This is a genomic window from Prevotella sp. P4-119, from assembly GCF_002251345.1.
Classification (GTDB): Bacteria; Bacteroidota; Bacteroidia; order Bacteroidales; family Bacteroidaceae; genus Prevotella.
Window position 1 is genome coordinate 54,978 of the sequence record NZ_NPJB01000029.1, and the last position, 21,731, is coordinate 76,708.

Consider the following 21,731-nt stretch of genomic DNA (forward strand, 5'->3'; position numbering starts at 1 on the left):
TATTATCGTGTTAAATTGGAAGCTTCGCGCAATCTGATGCGTGTCAGCACTTGTTTGGTATTGTTGGTGAAGTCTCCTTGCATAATCCAGCTATAGTAGCCCGGATCGATATTGAGTACGGTAGTTACGGGGGTTCCTTTGTATTTACCGAAGTTGAACATTTCTGTCATAATGGGGTTACCGTCTTTATCGAGTATGTTTTTTCCTGCTCGGTCTTTCAGTTCTCCCCAAACAATTCGTCCGGCAAAATCCACGTTGTTGTTCATACGTGAGAATTCTGCGAGAAACTTCATGTCGTTCTGTAGTATGCGCTCTGGCTCTTCTTGTCGCTCTGCGGTGTACATGTCGAGTTCGCCTTGTAACACTCTGTATGTTGCCTCTGTGTCTTCGTCGGCGCGGTGTGCGGTGAAGTCTTCTTCCATTTTTCTTCCGCAATAGAATTTATAGGCTGCAGCCAAGTTTCTACGCTCCATTTTGTGGTAAATGGTTTGTACGTCAATCATGTTTCGTTTTGAAAAGTCGAAGTCGATATTGGCGCGCAGAAATTCTTCTGCAAGAAGAGGTACGTCGAAGTGATTGGAGTTGTAACCAGCGATGTCGCTGTCAGCGAAAATTTTATTGATGGTCTGGGCTATTTCCTTGAAAGTGGGTTGTCCTTGTACATCTTCGTTGCTGATGCCTGTGAGTTGTACGACGACGTCAGGAATGGGTTTCTCTGGGTTGACGAGATAGTTTCCTCTTTCTTCTCGTCCGTCAGGGAATACCTTGATGTAGGATATCTGTATGATTCGGTCTTTGACGATGTCTAATCCTGTTGTTTCAAGATCAAAGATGACAAGTGGTTTCTGTAAGTTGAGTTTCATGATGGTTGTATTTAATAGATATAAAAAAGGCGATTGATAACCGCGCGCTTGCTACTCGTAATTCCGAGCGTGCTATACTATTGCGCTACGATTACCAATCGTCCGTTGTGTCTTATCAGTCGTTGAGGAGCATAGGCATCATCAGCATGAGCACGTCTTGCCCTTCTGGCTGTTCTGATGGAATGACGAGTCCTGCACGGCTTGGGTCAGCCAATTGTATGATAACCTCTTCGCAATCGAAGTTGGTAAGTATTTCGATGAATGCTGATCCTTTGAATCCAATGCTCATGGGCTGTCCGTTGTAGTCGCAAATCATGCGTTCGGTAGCTGTCTTTGAGAAGTCGAAATCTTCTGCGTCGAGCTGTAGGGTGCTTCCTTCTACATGGAATCGGATAAGGTTGCTTGAGTCGTTGGCAAAAGGTTGTACGCGGCGAAGAGCTGCGAGTAGAGCCAGCCTGTCAACGGTTAGCGTGTTGGTGTTGTTCTGTGGAATTACAGAATTGTAGTTTGGATAACGTCCTTCAATCAGTCGGCATGAGAGTCTTCCATCACCGTAGTTGATTTCCGCATTGCGTTCGTTGAATTTGATTTCTACGTCACCTCCATCCTTCTGCAACAGGTTTTTCAGCAGGCCAGCAGGTTTTTTGGGGAGAATAAATGATGCAGGCTGTTCGCTTTGTACGGTGAATACTTTGTTGCGAACGAGTTTGTGACCGTCTGAAGCCACCACAGCGAGATGTTCAGGAGTGAGATCAAAGTATATTCCGTTCATTACCGGTCTGAGTTCGTCTTGAGCTGTTGCGAAGAGAGAACGGTTGATGTTGTCGGCAAGCACGTTGCTTGGCATCACGATGGTGTTTATTCCTTCTGTGATAGGTTGGCTCTGTGGGTATTCGTCTGCATTCTCCACAGGCAGCGAGAAAAGGCCGTTTTGGTAACTGATCTTTGCGATGTTATCCTGAAGGTTGACATCGAATGTGATCGGCTGCTCTGAGAATCCCTTGATGGCTTCGAGCAAGTCATGGTTGTTGATGGCGAAACGACCGTTTGCGTCGCTTTCGGTCAGTTCCATCTGTGTGTTGATGACATTCTCGCTGTCAGAGGCTGTCAGATAGAGCACATTGTCTTGGATGTCGAACAGGAAGTCGGCCAAGATAGGCAGTGAGTTCTTGCTGTTGATGACTTTTGCGAGAGCATTGAGTTTGCTGCTGAGCGCAGTGCTTGATACTGTAAATCTCATGAATATTGTTGTTTATATGTTTTTAGCATTTTTACCGAGTACAAAAATACAAAAATAGTTGTTGACTTGCAAAAATATTTGGAGAAAAGTGTTCTTTTTAGAACTATTTTTCGTAATTTCGCAATCTGAAACATAAATTCAATAAATAAGACTAATATTACATTATGGAATTAACAGGAAAAATCATTGCCGTATTGCCGGCAAACAGTGGCGTGTCTGCACGTACAGGAAACCCTTGGATGTCTCAGGAATATGTCATTGAGGTACCGGGTCAATATCCCAAAAAGTGTGTATTCCGCATTTTCGGTGAGGATCGTATAAAACAGTTCAATATCCAGCAGGGCGAGGATCTTACTGTTAGTTTTGACATTGATGCACACGAGTACAATGGTCGTTGGTTCAATGAAATCCGTGCTTACAATGTGAACCGCGGTGTTGCCGCTGCTCCTGTGGGTGCTCCTATGGCTGGTGCTGCTCCTCAGACTGCTACATCTCCATTCCCTCCTACTCAGGAGCCTGCTGAGGGAAGTAGCGATGATCTGCCTTTCTAATAGTCTGTCGTTCACTCAAACAGATATTCGAGCAATTGACTTTGGGGTCGGTTGCTTTTTTTATATATGAGTTTGAGTTAATAGAGTAGGGCATTATGGGTATGTGGTTTAGAGTTAAGATTTCAGTCTTTCCATTTGTATCCTTCGTGTATGTTATGGGGATTCTTGGAAAGCTATCGGCTCATGGAACTACAGATTCTCTGAATAATAAAATCCAGAAATCATGGGTCTATGGATTTTTTTATTTGAATTCGCAGATTGTGAACTGTTGTCTTCTATGTAATACTAAAAAGACATAGAGGATAGAGAAGAAAACAAAGCAAGTAACTTATGAATAACTTATGAATACAAAGAGAGACTGCAACCTTATCGATTGCAGCCTCTGCTTATATTGTGGAGTGGGAGGGATTATTCACCCTTCTCCATCTGAGCCTTCAGATTGGCCAGAACGTCGAGGTCACCGAGAGTGGTGCTTGCTGCGATGTTCTCAATCTTTGGAGCGTCGTCCTTCTTAGCGGCACGAGCCTTCTTGGCTGCAGCCTTCTTCTCCTCACGCTGAGGATCCTCGAAAGTGCGGCTGTGAGAGAGGATGATGCGCTTAGAGTCCTTGTTGAACTCAATAACTTTGAAGGACAGAACCTCACCCTGAGTAGCCTGTGAGCCATCTTCCTTAACGAGGTGCTTAGGAGTAGCGAAGCCCTCTACGTTCTCGTCGAGCTGGATAACAGCACCCTTCTCGAGGAGTTCAACGATCTTACCCTCGTGGATAGAACCAACGGTGTATTTCTCCTCGAATACATCCCAAGGATTGTCCTCAAGCTGCTTGTGGCCGAGAGAGAGACGGCGGTTTTCCTTGTCGATGTCGAGAACGACAACGTCAATCTGTGCACCAACCTGTGTGAATTCAGAAGGATGTTTAACCTTTTTAGTCCATGAGAGGTCGCTGATGTGGATCAGGCCGTCAACACCTTCTTCAAGTTCAACAAATACACCGAAGTTGGTGAAGTTGCGAACCTTGGCGCTGTGTTTGCTGCCAACGGGATATTTCACTTCGATAGCCTCCCATGGATCTTCCTTGAGCTGCTTGATACCGAGTGACATCTTGCGCTCGTCGCGGTCGAGAGTGAGGATTACGGCCTCTACCTCGTCGCCAACCTTCAGGAATTCCTGAGCTGAACGCAGGTGTTGGCTCCATGACATCTCTGATACGTGGATCAGACCCTCTACACCAGGCTGGATCTCTACGAATGCACCGTAGTCGGCAATAACGACTACCTTGCCCTTCACGTGATCGCCTACCTTCAGGTTTGCATCGAGAGCGTCCCATGGATGTGGAGTGAGCTGTTTCAGACCGAGAGCAATGCGCTTCTTCTCGTCATCGAAGTCGAGGATAACGACATTGATTTTCTGATCGAGCTCTACTACCTTATGAGGATCGTCTACGCGACCCCAAGAGAGGTCTGTAATGTGGATGAGTCCGTCAACACCGCCGAGGTCAACGAATACACCGTAAGAAGTGATGTTCTTGACAGTACCTTCGAGAATCTGACCCTTTTCGAGCTTGCTGATGATTTCTTTCTTCTGAGCTTCCAGTTCGGCCTCGATGAGAGCCTTGTGTGAAACTACTACGTTGCGGAACTCCTGATTGATCTTGACAACCTTGAATTCCATGGTTTTGCCTACGAACTGGTCGTAGTCGCGTATGGGGTGAACGTCGATCTGGCTACCGGGCAAGAAAGCCTCGATGCCGAATACGTCAACAATCATACCGCCCTTAGTGCGGCACTTGATGTAGCCCTGGATGATTTCCTCGTTCTCGAGGGCTGCGTTAACACGCTCCCAGCTCTTAGAGAGGCGTGCTTTCTTGTGAGAAAGTATGAGCTGACCTTTCTTGTCCTCTGCATTTTCTACGTAAACCTCTACAACGTCACCTACTTTGAGGTCGGGGTTGTAGCGAAATTCTGATGCGGGGATGATACCGTCGCTCTTGTAGCCGATGTTTACGACTACTTCTTTCTTGTCTGCACTGATTACGGTTCCCTCTACTACCTGATGCTCGCTCACTTTGTTGAGAGTCTCATCGTAGGCCTTGTCGAGGTCTTCCTTGCTGACATTGACAGTCGTACCGTTTTCAAACTGGTTCCAGTCGAAATCGGCCAGCGGCTGTACGTTCTTTGTTAATTCTGACATAATTAAAAAAATTGTTTGTTAATTTAATAAAGTTGGACTTTATGTGAACTGTGATTGTAGGCCTATACCCACAAATCGGCTGCAAAATTACAAAAAAAATAGTTTCCTACCAAAGTTTTTTGCCGAAAGTTGTATAATATCCTTCGTTTTCTCGCCGGGATATAATAAAAACGAGCTTTATTCTGCTTATTTGGCTTAACGTAAACCCTGAACTTCGTTCTTCGTTTTTTCTCCATGGCATAACTCGAAGGAGTTCGGTTCTGCTCATTTGGCTTAACGAAAACGGTGATTTTTCTTTGTTTTATATTTATGTTATGAGCCAAGTCAAACTAAGTCTGACTTGGCTCATGTTTTTTGTCACGTATTTACGTGGTTCCTTTGTGAGTCTGCGCGGTTTTTATTGCGGTTTTCTCGTTTTTTTTTTGCTTAGTAGCTTCTGGCGATGATGACGCGTGCTTTTGAAGGCTTACCGCTGACCATATCTATGCCCGGAGTCTGCTCGTAGGCAAAAGGTACGCAGCGAATGGTGGCCTGAGTTTCTTCTTTGATCTTTGCCTCGGTCTCGGCGGTGCCGTCCCAGTGGCAGAGGAAGAAACCTCCGTCTTTCACGCGTTCCTTAAACTCCTCGTAGTTGTCGCATTCATAAACGCGTGAGTCGCGCCATGAGCGTGCTTTCTCGAAGATGTTCTTCTGGATGTCTTCCAACAACTGCTCTACATGCTGAGCGATGCCGTCGATGGAGTGTGTTTCTTTCTCCAAAGTATCGCGGCGCATCACTTCGATGGTGCCGTTCTCTAAGTCGCGAGCACCCATTACGAGGCGTACAGGTACACCTTTAAGTTCGTAGTCGGCAAACTTGAAGCCGGGACGCTTGTTGTCCGAGTCATCATATTTCACGCTGATGCCTTTTGAACGCAGTTCGTCGATGACGGGTTGCAGACGTTCGCTGATGTGTTTCAAATCGTCTCCCTTTGAGATGGGTACGATGACCACCTGGATAGGGGCCAGTTTTGGAGGTAATACCAAACCGTTGTCATCTGAGTGAGTCATGATGAGAGCACCGATGAGTCGGGTAGAAACGCCCCATGAGGTGGCCCAGACATATTCCGGTTTGTTCTCTTTATTAAGATAGGTGACGTCGAAGGCCTTGGCGAAGTTCTGCCCGAGGAAGTGTGAAGTACCGCTTTGCAGTGCCTTTCCGTCTTGCATCATGGCCTCGATGGTATAGGTGTCGAGTGCACCTGCAAAGCGCTCTGTTTCGCTCTTTACACCCTGCAATACGGGTACAGCCATCCATTCTTCTGCAAATTTTGCATAAACAGCCAGCATTTTCTGTGCTTCTTGTTCTGCTTCTTCTTTGGTGGCATGGGCGGTGTGACCTTCTTGCCACAGAAATTCTGAGGTACGGAGGAATGGGCGTGTGCGCATTTCCCATCTCATTACGTTACACCACTGGTTGCACATCAAAGGCAGGTCGCGCCATGAGTGAATCCAGTTTTTGTATGTGTTCCAAATGATGGTTTCTGAGGTAGGACGTACGATGAGTTCTTCCTCCAGTTTTGCAGCTGGATCTACTTCTACGCCACTTTTGTCTTCTTTGGCGCGCAAGCGATAGTGGGTTACCACGGCGCATTCCTTGGCAAAGCCTTCTACGTGTTCGGCTTCGCGGCTAAGGAATGATTTTGGTATCAACAGAGGGAAATAGGCGTTCTGTGCGCCAGTTTCCTTAAACATCTTGTCCAGTTGCTGTTGCATCTTTTCCCAGATAGCATAGCCGTAAGGTTTGATCACCATGCATCCACGCACGGCTGATTGCTCGGCCAGGTCGGCCTTGACCACAAGGTCGTTGTACCACTGGCTGTAGTTGTCTGCTCTTTTTGTCAGCTCTTTAAGTTCTTTTGCCATAAAAATACTTGTAGAAATCTAAAATTTGGTGCAAAGTTACTAAATAATTCATAATTCATAATTCATTAATGATATTTTTTTCTACCTTTGCATCAATTTAATAAGTATTCACGTAACAAAAAACACAAAAGAATGAAAATCAAGGCTATTTCGCTTGCACTCTGCTTTGGCATGCTCTTTACAGGGTGCAATAACATGCAGAAAGGAGCAGGTATTGGCGCTGGAGGTGGTGCTGTGCTTGGAGGTATAATCGGAAAAATTGCAGGAAATACTGCTGTTGGCGCAGCTATCGGAGCCGCAGTAGGTGCAGGAACAGGAGCGATTATCGGCAAACGTATGGATAAGGTGAAGGCTGAGGCTGCCCAGGTAAAAAATGCTCAGGTTGAAACTGTGAAAGATACCAATGGACTCGATGCTGTCAAGGTGTCGTTTGACTCAGCTATTCTTTTTGCCACCAACAAGGCCGAACTCAGTCAGAGTGCCAAAAACTCGCTGGCACAGTTCTCTAAGGTGCTTAATAATAATGCTGACCTCGATATTGCCATCATTGGTCATACCGATAATACGGGTAACGATGGTATTAACCAGCCGTTGTCTGTCAGTCGTGCTCAGAGTGTTAATAGTTATCTCCTTTCTTGTGGTGTAAAATCCGCTCAGATTAAGCGTATTGAAGGCCAGGGTTCTACTAATCCTGTAGCAGATAATAGTACTGCTGAAGGTCGTAAGCTCAATCGTCGAGTAGAGGTATATATGTACGCCAGTCAGAAGACTATTCAGCAGGCACAACAGGCAAACTAAATGGGCAAACTTACAGTATCGCAGACTAAAACTCTTGTTTTGCAGAAGATAAGAAAAGTGTTATTATGGATAGTGGCAACGTTTTTCGTTTCCACTATTCTTTCTGTTGTCGTATTGCGTTGGGTGCCTGTTTGGTTTACTCCGCTCATGTTTATCCGTCTTTTCCAACAGGCAGGACAGGGGCATGAATTGGTGTTGCGCCATCGTTGGGTGCCTCTTGAGGATATTTCCCCTTCACTTCCCAAGGCAGTTATGGCAGGTGAGGATGCTCGTTTTCTTGACCATCATGGTTTTGACTATCGAGCCATAGAGTATGCTGCCATGCGTAATATCAGTCATCCCGAAAAGCGCAAACTTGGTGCCTCTACTATCTCACAACAGACCGCTAAGAATGTTTTTCTTTGGCCTGGCCGTTCGTGGATACGTAAGGGTTTTGAGGTCTATTTTACCGCGCTTATTGAGTTGGTATGGTCTAAAGAGCGCATTATGGAGGTCTATCTAAACTCTATAGAAATGGGTGATGGAATTTATGGTGCGAGTGCTGTGGCAGAGTGGCATTTCCATAAGTCAGCTGCCGATTTGACAAAGTCTGAGTGTGCTCTTATTGCCGGTTCGTTACCCAATCCGCGCAAATACAATTCTGCTGATCCTGGTCCTTATCTACGAAAACGTCAGGGGCGCATTTTGCGTGAAATGAGGTTTGTAAAGACGTTGCCTGAAAAATGATTATTGCTTTGCAATATGATATTCTCCTTGTCGGAAATCGACAGGGAGTTTTTTTGTTTCTCTTATCTGTTTCCTCTCTGTCCCCCATGTCGTCCGTATGTTTATTGGGACTTACGTGGGAGTTGCATCAGACTTACTTGGGAAATGCCACGGACTTATATATATTAAGATGTATGAGGAACGGTGTAATATGAAATCATATTGATATGTAAAGAAAAAGTGACAATATTGATTGTGATGTGCTGCGTTGGCAAACTATTTTCGCATAATGCACTATTGTTTCTTTTCCAATTCCTGCAAACTTTCCATCTTTTTGGACTCAAGGAACTCGTAGATGCCACATAAGTGTTCGCGTACGCGACCATGACCGAATTCATAGACTTTGCTGACAAGGCCATCAAGGAAGTCGCGGTCGTGGCTGACAACGATGAGTGTGCCATCAAAGTCTTGAAGTGCTTGCTTGAGCACATCTTTGGTCTTGAGGTCAAGGTGGTTGGTGGGCTCGTCGAGGATTAGCAGGTTGACGGGTTCCAACAAGAGTTTGAGGATGGCAAGACGTGTGCGTTCTCCACCTGAGAGCACTTTTACTTTCTTGGTAGAATCTTCTCCGCCAAACATAAAGGCGCCGAGGAGGTCTCGTATCTTGTTGCGTATTTCACCTTTAGCCACATCGTCAATAGTCTGGAAAACGGTAAGTTCACCATCGAGTAGCGATGCTTGGTTTTGGGCGAAATAGCCAATCTGTACGTTGTGGCCGAGCTGAAGTTTCCCTTCATTTTTCAGTTGCCCCATGATGCACTTCACCAATGTTGATTTACCCTCTCCGTTTCGCCCCACGAAAGCAATCTTGTCGCCACGTTCCACGGTAAGGTTCACTCCGCTGAAAACCTTTTTGTCGTCGAACGCCATGGCTACATCGCTCATTTGTACAGGGTAGGCGCCGCTTCGAGGACTTGGTGGGAATTTTAGGCGCAGATGGCTGGTGTCTTCTTCATCCACTTCGATGAGTTCCAGTTTTTCAAGCATCTTTACCCGACTCTGCACTTGGAAGGTTTTGGAATAGGTACCTTTGAAACGTTCGATGAAGTCTTTGGTCTCGGCAATCATTTTCTGCTGTTCCTCATATTTCTTCATTTGCTGTTCGCGGCGCTCTTTACGCAGTTCCAGATAGTGGCTGTAAGTAGCTTTGTAGTCATAGATGCGTCCCATGGTCACCTCAATGGTTCGGGTGGTGATGTTGTCCACGAATTTGCGGTCGTGGCTGATGACAATCACCGCTTTAGAACTATTGCAAATAAAGTCCTCAAGCCAGCCGATAGATTCTATGTCGAGGTGGTTGGTAGGCTCGTCAAGGAGAAGAACGTCTGGTGATTTGAGCAACAGTTTTGCCAGTTCGATGCGCATACGCCAGCCTCCGGAGAACTCGCTGGTAGGGCGGTTGAAGTCAGAACGCTCGAATCCAAGACCGAGGAGTGTTTTCTCCACATCCTCTTCAAAGTGGCTCATATCTATGGCGTAGAACTTTTCTGATAGTGTCGAAACCTTCTCGATGAGTTGCATGTATTCGTCACTCTCGTAGTCAGTACGTGTAGTGAGTTCGTTATTGATGCGGTCTATTTCCGCCTGAATCTCATGAAGATGAGCAAATGCCTGGCAGGTTTCGTCAAACACGGTTCGTCCGTCTTCAGTCATCAGATGCTGTGGTAGATAGGCAATGACGCAGTCTTTTGGTGCCGAAACGGTACCTCTTGTTGCTGTGCGTACCCCGGCAATAATTTTGAGCAGAGTACTCTTTCCTGCGCCATTTTTTCCCATCAGGGCAATACGGTCCTTCTCGTTGATTTGGAAGGAGATGTCTTTGAATAGGGTGGTTCCGCCAAATTCGACGGTCAATCCATCAACAGTAATCATATTTCTTTCTTGTGGTTATAGTGAAAAACGCTGCAAAAACAGAATATCGGGTCTGTTTGCGGTCGTGTGCTGATACAGTTTGTTACCAACAAAGTTGCAAAGTTACGAAAAAAAGGTTGTAAACAGAAATCGATGATGTAGAATTAACGCATCCCGAAGGTAAAAGACGACAAAATCCTTATATAAATCTTACGAAAGCTGTATGTCATTAAATGAACAATTCGTTTTTCTTCCTTTCGCAACAAAGCGGGGCAAGAAATGCAGTCAATTGGTTTAGACGCTCGCCAATCCCTCTTGCATGGGCAGGACAAACGGAAACACAACGCATGCAGCCGATACAGTTTCTTATGCAATACTTACGATTCGACGTCTCATAGTTCCGAGTATATGAGTTCACCATTGATACTCTCGGATTTCATGACGAAGATTCTTTCTACCTTTATAGAGACTTCGGGAACCTCTATGTCAGTTATGATTTTTGTGGGATGTTGAACCAAGGAAATATGTGGGGAAAAAGCCAGGGAACTATAAGATATGCCATTTGCAGAGAGACGTTCGCGCAGCTTATTGGCAATAGTTGTGATTGGTTCGCTCTCCTTTATCCCACACCAGATAACCCCGTTTTTTGTAGAAAATGTTCCAAGTTTGCCTAAGGTCATGGTGAAAGGTTCAAACTCCACTTCGTTCACGGCTTTGTGAATTTCAGGCAGTACATCCATGGACTTTGTCTTTTGGCATTTCTCTTTGGCAGAATCAAAGCAAGCTTTATTCTGCTCCTTTGGCTTAACGAAAACGCTTTCACCTATGAATGCAAGCGTCATGTGGAGATTACCATACGAACAATAGTTTCCTGCAACTCCTTTCGCCTTTAATGTCTGTTGTAAGGCGACAAGAGTCTTTTTTAACTCATCGTCGAAACGTATTGCTATGAATATGCGAGCCATGGAGAGTGTTCGGTTTTATTCTTCCTAACTATGTTGGACTTGAATACAAATTGTTATTTGTTGATGTAGTCCAAGATCTGCTCAGCATGGATTTTGGTTTTGATTTCCTTTGGAGTGAAGATTTTCTCGATAACGCCTTCTTCATTTACGAGGTAAGTGGTGCGGAGAATGCCGATGGTCTTTCTGCCACAAGCAACCTTCTCGCCCCAACAACCGAGTTCCTGCAATAAGGTGGTCTCTGTATCGGCAATAAGTGGAAACTGTAACCCTTGGGTATCAGCAAACTTTTTCTGCAAGGCTTGTTTATCTTTGCTCACGCCGATAATCTCGTAACCGGCTGCCGCCAGCTCCGCCTTGTGCGACTGCAAGGAACAGGCTTCGGCGGTACATCCGCTGGTATTGGCTTTGGGGTAACTGTAAAGCACAATTTTGCGGCCACGATAGTCACTTGCCTTAATCTCACGTCCGTCTTGGTCTATACCAAGCACCTCCGGTATTTTGTCTCCGATAGTCATAATGGTATGTTTTTTTAGATTGTTATTTCTTGGCAATGGTAATACAAATGCCATTCGCCTGCAAAGATAAATATATTATTCATAACGACCAATCATATTTATGGATTTTTTTTGATTATTGATAGTTATTATCTATCGTAATATAGATATATAAGTTTGTTTGTCTATAAAAGATTGCCTATCTTTGCAACATCAAATCGAAAACAAATAAAAACAATAACGATATGGAAAAACTTTCAGACATCATCCAAAGTAGTCAGTTGACTCTGGTGGATTTTTACGCAACATGGTGCGGTCCTTGCAGAATGATGCACCCCGTATTGGAACAGCTCAAGAAAGAATTAGGCGACAGCATTCGCATCGTCAAAGTAGATGTGGATAAGAATGAAGCCGTTGCCATGCAGATGCGCATACAGTCGGTTCCTACGCTTATGATCTTCAAAGAAGGAGAGATGAAATGGCGGCAGAGTGGAGCCATGCCATCAAGCGAACTTAAACGAGTGATTGCACAATTTCAATAAAAAATACTATTGACGATGACAGCAAACAAGAAAAAATATATTATAGTAGGAGGAGTGGCAGGAGGCGCGACTGCTGCAGCACGCATCCGACGTATGACGGAAGATGCAGAAATCATCCTTTTCGACAAAGGGGCATACATCTCCTATGCCAACTGTGGACTGCCCTATTATATAGGAGGCGTGATTGATGAGCGCGACCGTTTGTTTGTACAGACTCCCGAAGCGTTCGGCAAACGTTTCAATATCGACGTACGTACGCTGAGCGAGGTAACGGCTATTGATACTGCTGCGAAGCAGGTTACCATACATACAGCGGATGGAAAAGACTATACCGAAACATACGACAAACTATTGCTCTCTCCTGGAGCGTCGCCCGTTGTACCACCTTTGCAAGGTATAGACAGTGAAGGCATCTTCACTTTGAGAAATGTCAACGATACCGACCGTATCAAGGCGTATATGAACAGTCATCAAGTGAAGCGTGCTGTTATTGTAGGAGGTGGATTTATCGGACTGGAGATGGCGGAAAACCTGAACCATGCAGGTGCCCAAGTGGCGGTAGTGGAAATGGCTGATCAGGTGATGTCACCTATTGACTATTCCATGGCGTCGCTGGTACATGATCACTTACAACAACAGAATGTGAAACTATATCTGAAACAGGCCGTTGAAGGATTCTCGCGTGAGGGTGAAGAACTGACGGTACATTTCAAGTCTGGCATTCGCCTCAAGGCTGATATGGTGCTCTTGAGCATCGGCGTGCGTGCAGAAACACGTCTGGCTCAAGCTGCTGGATTGAGGTTGGGTGAAATGCGGGGTATCTGGGTAGATGAATACCTTCAGACTTCTGACGAGAATATCTATGCCGTGGGTGACGCCATAGAGTTTCCACATCCTATTACCGGTAAGCCATGGCTTAACTTCCTTGCAGGACCTGCCAACCGTCAGGCGCGTATTGTTGCAGACAATATGGTTTTGGGTAATAAAGAGAAATATGAAGGGGCTATAGGAACTGCCATCGCCAAAGTATTCGATCTTACCGTCGCATTAACCGGCCTTCCTGCCAAACGACTCAAACAGATGGATATTCCCTATCTCTCTGCCACCATTCATAATGGTGCACATGCCGGTTATTATCCAGGCAGTCTGCAGATGGATATCAAAATTACCTTCTCTCCTGAAAATGGAAAACTCTATGGTGCTCAGATTGTTGGGTATGATGGCGTGGATAAGCGCATCGACGAATATGCAATGGCTATCAAGAATGGGGCGACCGTGAGAGACCTCACCCGCTTAGAGCATGCTTACGCTCCGCCATTCTCGTCGGCAAAAGATCCTGTTGCCATTTCTGGCTATGTAGCTGGTAATATTCTGACCGATAAAATGACGCCGCTCTATTGGCGCGAGTTGAAAGAGGCAGACATCACCAAGGTGACATTAGTTGACGTGCGTACTCCAGACGAGTATGCGCTGGGAACAATCTCCGGAGCCGTCAATATTCCTTTGGACGATATGAGAGAAAGACTCTCTGAAATTCCTAACGACCGACCTGTATGGTTGTTCTGTGGGGTAGGATTACGCGGTTATCTGGCTTCCAATATCCTTAAGGCTAATGGTTATAAGGTTGTTCGCAATCTGATAGGCGGTCTGAAAACCTATAAGGCAGCAACAGCAACAATCGAAACGCCAGATGGCTTTGATGAAACAGACAAGATGAGCTCTGAAATAGCAGAAGGGCAAACAGAGAACTCATCGTGCGCTGCCGGTTCTTCCGTCGTCAAGGTTGACGCGTGCGGTATTCAATGTCCGGGACCCATCATGAAGATGAAGCAGGCGATGGACGGGCTGAATGCCGGTCAACAGTTGGAGGTACGTGCCACGGACGCCGCCTTTCCACGTGATGCCGAGGCATGGTGTCGTACAACAGGCAATAAATTTTTGGGTAAGAGGTCTGAATCCGGTGTCTATATAGCCATAATAGAAAAGACCACTCCCTGTGCAATAGAAGCCAGCAGACCGCATCCCCATGATATGGGCAAGACCTTGATCCTGTTTAGCGATGACTTAGATAAAACGCTCGCCACGTTTGTACTTGCCAATGGCGCAGCAGCTACAGGAAAGAAGGTGAGTATCTTTTTTACCTTTTGGGGACTTAACGCCATCAAAAAAGCCCATAAGCCTCGGGTGAAGAAGGACATCTTCGGACGGATGTTTGGTTGGATGCTGCCTAAAGACTCCTCCAAGTTGGCGCTGTCGAAAATGAACATGATGGGCATAGGTGCCAAGATGATGCGCTATCTGATGGAAAAGAAAGGTGTCGATTCGCTGGAGTCGCTTCGGCAGCAAGCCATCGACAACGGTGTGGAGTTTATTGCCTGTCAGATGTCGATGGACGTCATGGGGGTGAACCGTGAGGAATTGCTCGACAATGTCACCATAGGAGGCGTTGCCAGTTATATGGAACGAGCCGACCAAGCCAATGTAAACCTCTTTATATGACAGAACGATGAACATACAACAGCTTAGATATATCATAGCCGTCAACCGCTTTCGCAATTTTGCGAAGGCGGCTGAGTCGTGTCATGTGTCGCAGCCTACGCTAAGTGCTATGCTTCAGAAACTTGAAGAGGAACTGGATATCCGCATCTTTCAACGTTCCAACAAGTCTGTAGCTCCGACAACTGCCGGTGCAAAGATTATCCAACAGGCAGAAAAAGCACTCATGGAAGTTGAACGCATAGGAGAAATCATCAACGAAGACAAGGGGACGATAGGGGGAAGATTTGCTCTTGCTGTAGGCCCTACCATAGCCCCGTATATCCTGCCCCAATTCATCAAACACTATCGGGAACTGTTTCCCGCTGTAGAATTGTCGATTCAGGAAATGAAGGCGAATTTCATGGTAGAATCGCTTTTACGAGGCGAACTGGATGCCGGTATCGCTATTTCGGACAATGGGTGTGAAGGAATCCTTGAAATACCTCTCTATACCGAGAAATTCATGGTCTATCTTGCCGAAAGTTGCTGGCGGAAACTGCCGGTTTTCAAACCCGAAAATCTGGAACACGAGAACATGTGGATCATGAAGGATGCACAATGTTTGCGTGACAGCGCTTTCTCCTTCTGCAAGGCCCGAAACAAGGGCAATCATATCTATGAAGCAGGCAGCATCACCACGTTGGTACATATCGTGGATGCGAATGGAGGATTCACCATCATTCCAGAGATGCATCTGCCGCTTCTTACCGAGCAGCAGCGTAAGAATGTGCGCCCGATAGAAGGCAACTGTCTCTCCCAACGGCGTGTTTCTTTGTATGTCAAAGAAGACTATATCCGCGAGCAAATGCTCAATACCGTTACAGATGCTCTGATGGAATTCATGCCCAAGGGAATGCTCAGCGAGAGAATAGCGAAGTATGGTATAAGACTGTGATAAAAAAAGTCTGATCTAAAAAAATACTCCAAGAATCCACAGCAGCGATTCTTGGAGTATGACCGTTATGCTGACGATGAAAAAGCATCCTAAACTTCAGGTTTCTTCATCTCGCCCTTTTCATTTACAGCCTCTATGAGTTTCACAGCATCAACATATTGTGCCATGCCCTCAGCCACACGTTTTGCATCGCGCATGGCGAGAACAACAGTTGAAGGGCGGTTTACCACGTCGCCACCGGCAAACACCCCTTTGCGGGTAGTCATGCCATACGGTTTTTCACGAGTCAGGACGTAGCCGCGTTCATCTACGTCGATACCCGTCGTGGTAGATACAATTCTACTTGCAGGGGCAGAGCCAACCGCCATGATGACGAAATCGGCCTTCTCAGTGCGGCGCTCGCCATTGGATTCGATAACCACCTCGTTGAGCGTTCCATTATCATCGTGAATCTCCACGATGCTCGATTGCCAACTGAATTTCACACCTTCTGCCACGGCATCCTCATACTCCGAGCGGAGTGCACTCATCTCGTTGACGGTACGGTGATAAACCACTTCCACGTGGCTCGCTCCTATGCGTACTGCCGTTCTGGCAGCATCCATGGCAGTATTTCCACAACCTATCACAAATACGCGGTTGCCTTCATGCACCACCACTTCCTCTCGGCTAAGGTTGCCCTCGTTGTAGAGGCTGACGCGCCGCAAGAACCATATAGCCTGGCGCACGCCCTTAAGATTGCTGCCTGGGATGTGGAGTTTCTTAGGCACGCCCGTTCCTGTGCCCATGAAAATGGCATCATAGCCCATTTCAAAGAGTTTCTCGATGGTCAGATCACCCTTGCCTACGGTGGTGTTGCAATGGAACACCACCCCCAGCTCTTCTATCTTCTTAATCTCACGGCGTACGATTTCCTTGGGCAGGCGATATTCAGGAATGCCAAACATCAGTACCCCTCCCGGTTCTGGTTCCATCTCAAAAATTTCAACATTGAAGCCCTGTCGGGCCATGTCGCCGGCAATGGTCAGTCCGGCAGGGCCAGAACCGATAACGGCTATCTTACCTCTCGTCTTTGGCAATAGGTTCTCGCGGATAAGACTCATATTGCCGTCGAAGTCGGCAATAAACCTCTCCAGTTTGCCCACGCGAATGCCTTCGCCCCTCTTGTTGAGCACACAGTGTCCTTCACATTGCTTTTCGTGAGGACAAACCCGACCGCAAACGGAAGGCAGATTACTCTTGTTGTTGATGATGTTCATGGCATTGCCGAGGTTACCCATCGACAACTCGTGAATCCAGTCAGGAATATCATGACTTATAGGACATCCTTTCTTGCATTGAGGCACTTTGCAATGCAGGCAGCGTTTAGCCTCGTTGATAGCCTCAAGCATGGTGTAGCCCTCGTTAACTTCTTGAAATGATTTGTTTTCTGTTTCCATATTTTCGTTTGTTTCTTCTGTCGCAACAGAGAACTGTGCAAACTTTCTGCAAAGATAATGTATTTTTTTCAAGTTCTACACAGTCACGTGCTTTTTTAGCCTTCTATGGCCAGTTTTTCTGAGCGCTAAGCCTGAATCTCGGTAAATCTTGGGAAGGTGCGTCCGTCACGCGTACAGAAGGAATGTCGTACGAAAGGGCTGCCTTCAAACTGGCTTGGCTGGTAGAAATGGCATATGAAAGAAATATAAGTGGTACGGCTCTAAAGGATTGCAGCGACAATCCTGACTGTTACCACAGGCTGAACCCTCACCGCGCCCACCTCCTTACGGTTTAATATGGCGCTTTTGTTGCAAATTACCATGATTGCGGCATGGTGACCCAAAAATGGTATGGACAGCATGCGCACCGTGCATCACGGGGTATCAAACGTCAGGCGTCTGTGCTCCATCTCCAACAACATGCGCTTTGCTTCCAGGCCTCCTGCAAATCCTGTCAGGCTGTGGTTGCTGCCTATGACGCGATGGCAGGGGATGAGGATGCTGATGCCGTTTGCCCCAATAGCCCCTGCCACGGCTCTGACGGCTTGGGGACGCCCGACGGTTTGCGCAATATCCTTGTAACTCCTTGTTTCTCCGTAGGGGATGCGGAGTAATGCGCTCCATACGCGATGTTGAAAGTCTGTGCCTATGGGACGCAACGGGATGTCGAAGGTCTGGCGACGGCCTGCAAAATATTCATCGAGTTGCTTTTTGGTCTCTTCCAAGACCGAGGTGGCTTCTGTCTTGAAAGAGGCACCCATGCTCTCTGTTAGCCGATGCAGGTTGCGCTCGGCACAAGGATTCGCGTTCCAGTCGCAAAGGCACAGTTCGCCTGCCATGGATGCCAAGACGAGTTTACCGCATGGCGAGTTGTAATATTGGATGCTGATCAGTGGCATGTATTCCCGTTATTTTATTCAAGTTTCGCAACTGATGGAATTGATTGAAGTTAAAGAACGTTTATATACTCTTTGCTATCCCATCACAACATCAAGCACCATCATCAGTACGAAACCGATGGCGAAGCCAATGGTGCTGCGGTTGCTGTGTTCGCCGTGGGACGCCTCTGGAATCAGTTCTTCCACTACCACATAGACCATGGCTCCTGCTGCAAAAGCAAGCATATAGGGTAGGGCAGGCATGATGAGTGAGGCAAGCAACAGAACGGCAACGGCTCCAACCGGCTCGACCACTCCACTAAGCGAACCTAACATAAACGACTTCCATCGGCTGTTGCCTGCCGCTCGCATAGGCATAGAGATGATGGCGCCTTCAGGGATGTTTTGAATGGCAATACCTATTGCCATGGAAACAGCGCCAGCTAAGGAAATATGGGCGGAACTGTTTTCTGCACCTGCAAACACCACACCCACAGCCATTCCTTCAGGCAGGTTATGGATGGTTACGGCAAGGGCAAGCATGATTGTCTTTGACAAGTGTGACTTGATACCCTCAGGCTTGTCGGTACCGAGGTGTTGGTGTGGCGTCAGTTCGTCGATAAGTAGCAAGAAACCGATACCCATTAGAAATCCCACAGCAGCAGGCACTACCGACCATTTGCCACAGCCTGCCTCCATATCCATAGCTGGGATGAGCAAAGACCATACGGAAGCAGCTACCATTACGCCAGAGGCAAAGCCCAACAGCGACTTTTGCAGTCGTTCAGACATTTCGTCTTTCATAAAGAATACGAATGCCGAACCGACCATTGTTCCTAATAGCGGAATCATCAGTCCTATGATTATTGTTATTGTCATTTCTGTCATCATCTTCGTTTGTTTTTATTTCCGATCGTGTCGGGATGTGTTCGGGATGTGTTCGGGATTTTCCTTTCGTCATTTTGACATCAAAAGTTTGAATTCACTTGGCAGCATTTCAATAAGTGGGGAAAATAACCACTTTCTCATGTCATGACTTGCTTGATCAGACTGTTTCTGTTGCAGCAGAATGGCGCCTATAGTTCGATGACCTGCGAAGAGCGAGGTTGTATTTCTACAGTTTTGTTGCCAAGACCATTCAGATTGAGTTTGAGCACACGAGGTAATGCATTCACCACCTTGAGCCATGTCTTGCCCGTCTTTGAATCCTTCACCACGCTTGTACCGACGTAGCGTTTCAAGGCTGCTGGCAGATCCAGTTCCGAAGCGATATACGTATCGCCGGCATGCTGTCCGAACATCTTCTGAATCTTGTAACTCTCGGTAAGGCGGATGTTCTCGCTATTGTCGAAGTAGATCATATCAGGATTCCAGTTGTGATAACCGTCTTTGCAGAGTAGGGGAGCATAGGATGTCATTTCAACCACATCGCCATTACGCTCTATGTTGCAGAGATGAATTCCTTCTGCAAGGGCACGGTCGAGCTCGTTATTTCCGTTGGCAGCATATTCACCCAGGTAAACCTTCGGCGCCTTGCGGTCGTAGTTGTCGTAATAGTCTTGATGATTGATAAACCATCCCGGTTGTTCGTAGTAGTGTTCATCCACGGCATCAATCCATTGCCTGTGCTCCTTGGCAATTTTCCATCCCTCTATATAATCCGAAGATGGATAGTGGAACGGGCCTACGGTTCCTATTACTTCTATCTCTGGATGTTTCTCCTTCAAGGCTTTGCAAATCATCAGATAGCGCTGTTCGAAATCGGTAGAAATCAGATCTTCGTTGCCAATTCCCACCATCTTCAGGTTGAAAGGAGCCGGATGGCCTGCCTCTGCCCGCATCTTCGCCCATTCTGACGTGGCAGGGTCGCCATTTGCCCATTCCACCAAGTCGAGCACATCTTGGACATACTGAGGCATGTCGGCCATAGGGATGCCTCCTTGCTGACCGCAGATGCCCTTGGCATTAGGTTGTGAATTTTGGCAAGGCACTCCGGCTGCCAACACCGGCAGAGGCTCTGCACCCATGTCTTCGCACCATTGGAAATACTCAAAGAATCCCAGTTTGCGGGTCTGGTGGTAGTTCCAAATGTTGAATGCCGGCTTGCGGTCCTTCTGCGGTCCCACGCTTTCTTTCCAATGGTAGATGTTCTCCAGTCCTTGACCATGCAGCATGCAACCACCGGGGAATCTGACGAAGCGAGGGTGCAAATCGGCAATCACCTCGGCCAAATCCTTACGCAGGCCATGTCCCTTGTAAGTGTCGCGAGGCATGAGACTCAGCATATCCACTGCCATTCTTTCTTTGCCTTTAGGGATGACAGCGAAACGGATGGCTTTGCCCGGTTCGTCCTTATATTTATCGGAAACCACCAGTTGGCTCTTGTATTCATTCCATTGGTCACCTTGTATCTTCACTTTGGTCTTGGCCACGATGTTATTCTCTGCATCCACCAAGGCTATGGTGAGTTGCTTCTTCTTCCCGTCCATACAACGGGCAAACAAACTCACATCATAGGTGGCATGCTTGATGTGGATGCCCTCCCAACCGATATTATAAATAGGATTATCTGTCAGAATAGCATAATGAGGATTGTTCTTGCTGACTCCATTTTCTACTGAAATGGCAGATACGGTCTCCAGTCCCTGCCATGCTGTAGTTGCCTTCCATCCTTTTCTCTCGCCATGATACTCAAAGTCGCCGTTCTGCAACAACTCGGCACAAAGACCACCATCGGCAGCACGGCTGATATCCTCAAAGAAGATGCCGATGAGTTTGTCTGAGATGCGATGCGACTTGTGGGTTTGGATTTGCAGTTGGGCTGTAATCTCATTACCGGCTGCCAACTTCACATGCTTTTCCTTCAGGTAGGCCTGAAGTTCTGCCTCGGTGTGCGGCAATGGTCTGCCATTCTCCTTGTTGTCGTCAGCAAGTGCCTTATGCCATGCCCGAATATAATCGAGATGGATGGCGGGGATGTTGAAGGCGTTGCCTTCCAACACCTTGCCATTGATGGTAACTGTGTCGCGTTGCCATAGTATATTGTCGGCAACGGCTTCTATGGAATCCTCTAAAAAGGTGCGGAAATCCTTGTCTGCATGTACATATCGCTTGCCCTCGGCTGTCTGTAGATAGATGTTGAAAGAATCATCGTCCATCTGATAGGCAACCACATCCTTGATACCCTTCTCTTTCACGATGGGGTAGTCCTGAGGACGCCATGTTACCAGATCTTCAGAATAAGCCACGGCAAACTGAGGCGAACTGTTGTTTACGCTCCATAGCGCACGCCATGTACCATCGTTTGCTTTTGTCACAAACGGGCGATACATCTTCTTCTCGCTACCCCATGGACCGAAATCGCTGGTGCACAGCTGCCCGACGTCTATCCACCGGTCATCATCGGTGAGATAAGCCAGGTGTAAGCCTTGATTTGCTGCAGGAGAATAAACAAAGATTTGGCAAATAGAATCCTGATTCACGATTTTATACGCAGGTTCATCCTGATCCATGGGGGATCCGCTCATATCCATTGCGGTCAGCAAGGCTATCCAGGAGAGTAGGTGCTTAGGTTTCATCATATCTTGGGTCTGTTGTCTATTAAGTATATCAAGTTCGTTTGCATGTTCCGTCAGACCGAAACTTGTTTTCTGCTTTGCAAAGATAAGTAATTATTATGAATTGTGCAACATCAAAGCATAAGAAATACGGGAATGATATCCTACGGTCGTTCGGGAAGTTAAGAGACAATAGCCTTTTGCCGTAAGACGTAGGACAT

At 46.8% G+C, this 21,731-nt stretch carries 18 protein-coding genes; 6 read left to right on the forward strand and 12 right to left on the reverse strand.

Annotation, left to right across the window (positions count from 1 at the left end; translation table 11 throughout):
• Positions 1–2 precede the first annotated feature (2 nt).
• Both CIK89_RS03435 and dnaN read right to left on the reverse strand, forming a co-directional pair.
• Complete coding sequence (locus CIK89_RS03435; protein ID WP_094390041.1) at positions 3–863, reverse strand: 3'-5' exonuclease; 861 nt, start codon at positions 861–863, stop codon at positions 3–5.
• A gap of 115 nt (positions 864–978) precedes the next feature.
• On the reverse strand, positions 979–2,103 hold the full coding sequence (gene dnaN, locus CIK89_RS03440; RefSeq protein ID WP_094390042.1) for a DNA polymerase III subunit beta: 1,125 nt from the start codon (positions 2,101–2,103) through the stop codon (positions 979–981).
• 164 nt (positions 2,104–2,267) lie between these two features.
• Here dnaN and CIK89_RS03445 point away from each other — a divergent pair, with 164 nt between their 5' ends.
• On the forward strand, positions 2,268–2,654 hold the full coding sequence (locus tag CIK89_RS03445) for a DUF3127 domain-containing protein (RefSeq protein ID WP_094390043.1): 387 nt from the start codon (positions 2,268–2,270) through the stop codon (positions 2,652–2,654).
• A 408-nt stretch (positions 2,655–3,062) separates the two neighbouring features.
• On the opposite strand, the gene rpsA is transcribed toward CIK89_RS03445, so the two are convergent.
• Both rpsA and proS read right to left on the reverse strand, forming a co-directional pair.
• A complete protein-coding gene (gene rpsA, locus CIK89_RS03450; protein WP_094390044.1) occupies positions 3,063–4,844 on the reverse strand; it encodes a 30S ribosomal protein S1 in 1,782 nt (593 codons plus the stop codon).
• 426 nt (positions 4,845–5,270) lie between these two features.
• Positions 5,271–6,749, reverse strand: coding sequence for a proline--tRNA ligase (gene proS, locus CIK89_RS03455; RefSeq protein ID WP_094390045.1), 1,479 nt, complete (start codon positions 6,747–6,749; stop codon positions 5,271–5,273).
• Between the two features lie 132 nt (positions 6,750–6,881).
• Between proS and CIK89_RS03460 the strand changes: the two genes are divergently transcribed.
• A complete protein-coding gene (locus CIK89_RS03460) occupies positions 6,882–7,547 on the forward strand; it encodes an OmpA family protein (RefSeq protein WP_094390046.1) in 666 nt (221 codons plus the stop codon).
• Positions 7,548–8,273, forward strand: coding sequence for a monofunctional biosynthetic peptidoglycan transglycosylase (mtgA, locus tag CIK89_RS03465; RefSeq protein WP_094390047.1), 726 nt, complete (start codon positions 7,548–7,550; stop codon positions 8,271–8,273).
• Positions 8,274–8,546: 273 nt separating this feature from the next.
• Here mtgA and CIK89_RS03470 read toward each other — a convergent pair whose 3' ends face one another.
• The 4 genes from CIK89_RS03470 to CIK89_RS03480 form a co-directional block, all read right to left on the reverse strand.
• Positions 8,547–10,184, reverse strand: coding sequence for an ABC-F family ATP-binding cassette domain-containing protein (locus tag CIK89_RS03470; protein WP_094390048.1), 1,638 nt, complete (start codon positions 10,182–10,184; stop codon positions 8,547–8,549).
• A 208-nt stretch (positions 10,185–10,392) separates the two neighbouring features.
• Complete coding sequence (locus CIK89_RS14010) at positions 10,393–10,584, reverse strand: 4Fe-4S binding protein (RefSeq protein ID WP_144007183.1); 192 nt, start codon at positions 10,582–10,584, stop codon at positions 10,393–10,395.
• Positions 10,556–11,128: a 2'-5' RNA ligase family protein gene (locus CIK89_RS03475; RefSeq protein WP_094390049.1), complete on the reverse strand. Its 573-nt coding sequence runs from the start codon at positions 11,126–11,128 to the stop codon at positions 10,556–10,558. The genes CIK89_RS14010 and CIK89_RS03475 overlap by 29 nt, the downstream gene beginning before the upstream one ends.
• A gap of 53 nt (positions 11,129–11,181) precedes the next feature.
• Positions 11,182–11,643 (reverse strand): peroxiredoxin, encoded by a 462-nt coding sequence (locus CIK89_RS03480; protein ID WP_094390070.1) that lies wholly within the window; start codon positions 11,641–11,643, stop codon positions 11,182–11,184.
• Positions 11,644–11,867: 224 nt separating this feature from the next.
• Here CIK89_RS03480 and trxA point away from each other — a divergent pair, with 224 nt between their 5' ends.
• Genes trxA through CIK89_RS03495 form a run of 3 tightly spaced genes read left to right on the forward strand, consistent with a single transcriptional unit; the run spans position 11,868 to position 15,597 of the window.
• Positions 11,868–12,164 (forward strand): thioredoxin, encoded by a 297-nt coding sequence (gene trxA, locus CIK89_RS03485; protein WP_094390050.1) that lies wholly within the window; start codon positions 11,868–11,870, stop codon positions 12,162–12,164.
• A 15-nt stretch (positions 12,165–12,179) separates the two neighbouring features.
• Positions 12,180–14,663 (forward strand): FAD-dependent oxidoreductase, encoded by a 2,484-nt coding sequence (locus CIK89_RS03490; RefSeq protein ID WP_094390051.1) that lies wholly within the window; start codon positions 12,180–12,182, stop codon positions 14,661–14,663.
• Positions 14,664–14,670: 7 nt separating this feature from the next.
• A complete protein-coding gene (locus CIK89_RS03495) occupies positions 14,671–15,597 on the forward strand; it encodes a LysR substrate-binding domain-containing protein (RefSeq protein WP_094390052.1) in 927 nt (308 codons plus the stop codon).
• An 89-nt stretch (positions 15,598–15,686) separates the two neighbouring features.
• Here CIK89_RS03495 and CIK89_RS03500 read toward each other — a convergent pair whose 3' ends face one another.
• From CIK89_RS03500 to CIK89_RS03515, 4 genes are all read right to left on the reverse strand, one after another.
• A complete protein-coding gene (locus tag CIK89_RS03500; RefSeq protein ID WP_094390053.1) occupies positions 15,687–17,036 on the reverse strand; it encodes an NAD(P)-dependent oxidoreductase in 1,350 nt (449 codons plus the stop codon).
• A 413-nt stretch (positions 17,037–17,449) separates the two neighbouring features.
• Entirely contained in the window at positions 17,450–17,974 is a 525-nt protein-coding gene (locus CIK89_RS03505) for a methylated-DNA--[protein]-cysteine S-methyltransferase (RefSeq protein ID WP_094390054.1), read from the reverse strand.
• A gap of 75 nt (positions 17,975–18,049) precedes the next feature.
• A complete protein-coding gene (locus CIK89_RS03510; protein WP_254046605.1) occupies positions 18,050–18,841 on the reverse strand; it encodes a ZIP family metal transporter in 792 nt (263 codons plus the stop codon).
• A 188-nt stretch (positions 18,842–19,029) separates the two neighbouring features.
• Entirely contained in the window at positions 19,030–21,534 is a 2,505-nt protein-coding gene (locus CIK89_RS03515; protein ID WP_094390056.1) for an alpha-L-arabinofuranosidase C-terminal domain-containing protein, read from the reverse strand.
• Positions 21,535–21,731: the final 197 nt, after the last annotated feature.

Coding starts and splice junctions, on each gene's coding strand:
- CIK89_RS03500 (WP_094390053.1), bottom strand. CDS start 17,036: ATGGAAACAGAAAACAAATCATTTCAAGAAGTTAACGAGGGCTACACC.
- dnaN (WP_094390042.1), bottom strand. CDS start 2,103: ATGAGATTTACAGTATCAAGCACTGCGCTCAGCAGCAAACTCAATGCT.
- CIK89_RS03515 (WP_094390056.1), bottom strand. CDS start 21,534: ATGATGAAACCTAAGCACCTACTCTCCTGGATAGCCTTGCTGACCGCA.
- CIK89_RS14010 (WP_144007183.1), bottom strand. CDS start 10,584: ATGGTGAACTCATATACTCGGAACTATGAGACGTCGAATCGTAAGTAT.
- rpsA (WP_094390044.1), bottom strand. CDS start 4,844: ATGTCAGAATTAACAAAGAACGTACAGCCGCTGGCCGATTTCGACTGG.
- CIK89_RS03475 (WP_094390049.1), bottom strand. CDS start 11,128: ATGGCTCGCATATTCATAGCAATACGTTTCGACGATGAGTTAAAAAAG.
- CIK89_RS03495 (WP_094390052.1), top strand. CDS start 14,671: ATGAACATACAACAGCTTAGATATATCATAGCCGTCAACCGCTTTCGC.
- CIK89_RS03490 (WP_094390051.1), top strand. CDS start 12,180: ATGACAGCAAACAAGAAAAAATATATTATAGTAGGAGGAGTGGCAGGA.
- CIK89_RS03480 (WP_094390070.1), bottom strand. CDS start 11,643: ATGACTATCGGAGACAAAATACCGGAGGTGCTTGGTATAGACCAAGAC.
- CIK89_RS03510 (WP_254046605.1), bottom strand. CDS start 18,841: ATGACAGAAATGACAATAACAATAATCATAGGACTGATGATTCCGCTA.
- trxA (WP_094390050.1), top strand. CDS start 11,868: ATGGAAAAACTTTCAGACATCATCCAAAGTAGTCAGTTGACTCTGGTG.
- CIK89_RS03435 (WP_094390041.1), bottom strand. CDS start 863: ATGAAACTCAACTTACAGAAACCACTTGTCATCTTTGATCTTGAAACA.
- CIK89_RS03445 (WP_094390043.1), top strand. CDS start 2,268: ATGGAATTAACAGGAAAAATCATTGCCGTATTGCCGGCAAACAGTGGC.
- proS (WP_094390045.1), bottom strand. CDS start 6,749: ATGGCAAAAGAACTTAAAGAGCTGACAAAAAGAGCAGACAACTACAGC.
- CIK89_RS03470 (WP_094390048.1), bottom strand. CDS start 10,184: ATGATTACTGTTGATGGATTGACCGTCGAATTTGGCGGAACCACCCTA.
- CIK89_RS03460 (WP_094390046.1), top strand. CDS start 6,882: ATGAAAATCAAGGCTATTTCGCTTGCACTCTGCTTTGGCATGCTCTTT.
- CIK89_RS03505 (WP_094390054.1), bottom strand. CDS start 17,974: ATGCCACTGATCAGCATCCAATATTACAACTCGCCATGCGGTAAACTC.
- mtgA (WP_094390047.1), top strand. CDS start 7,548: ATGGGCAAACTTACAGTATCGCAGACTAAAACTCTTGTTTTGCAGAAG.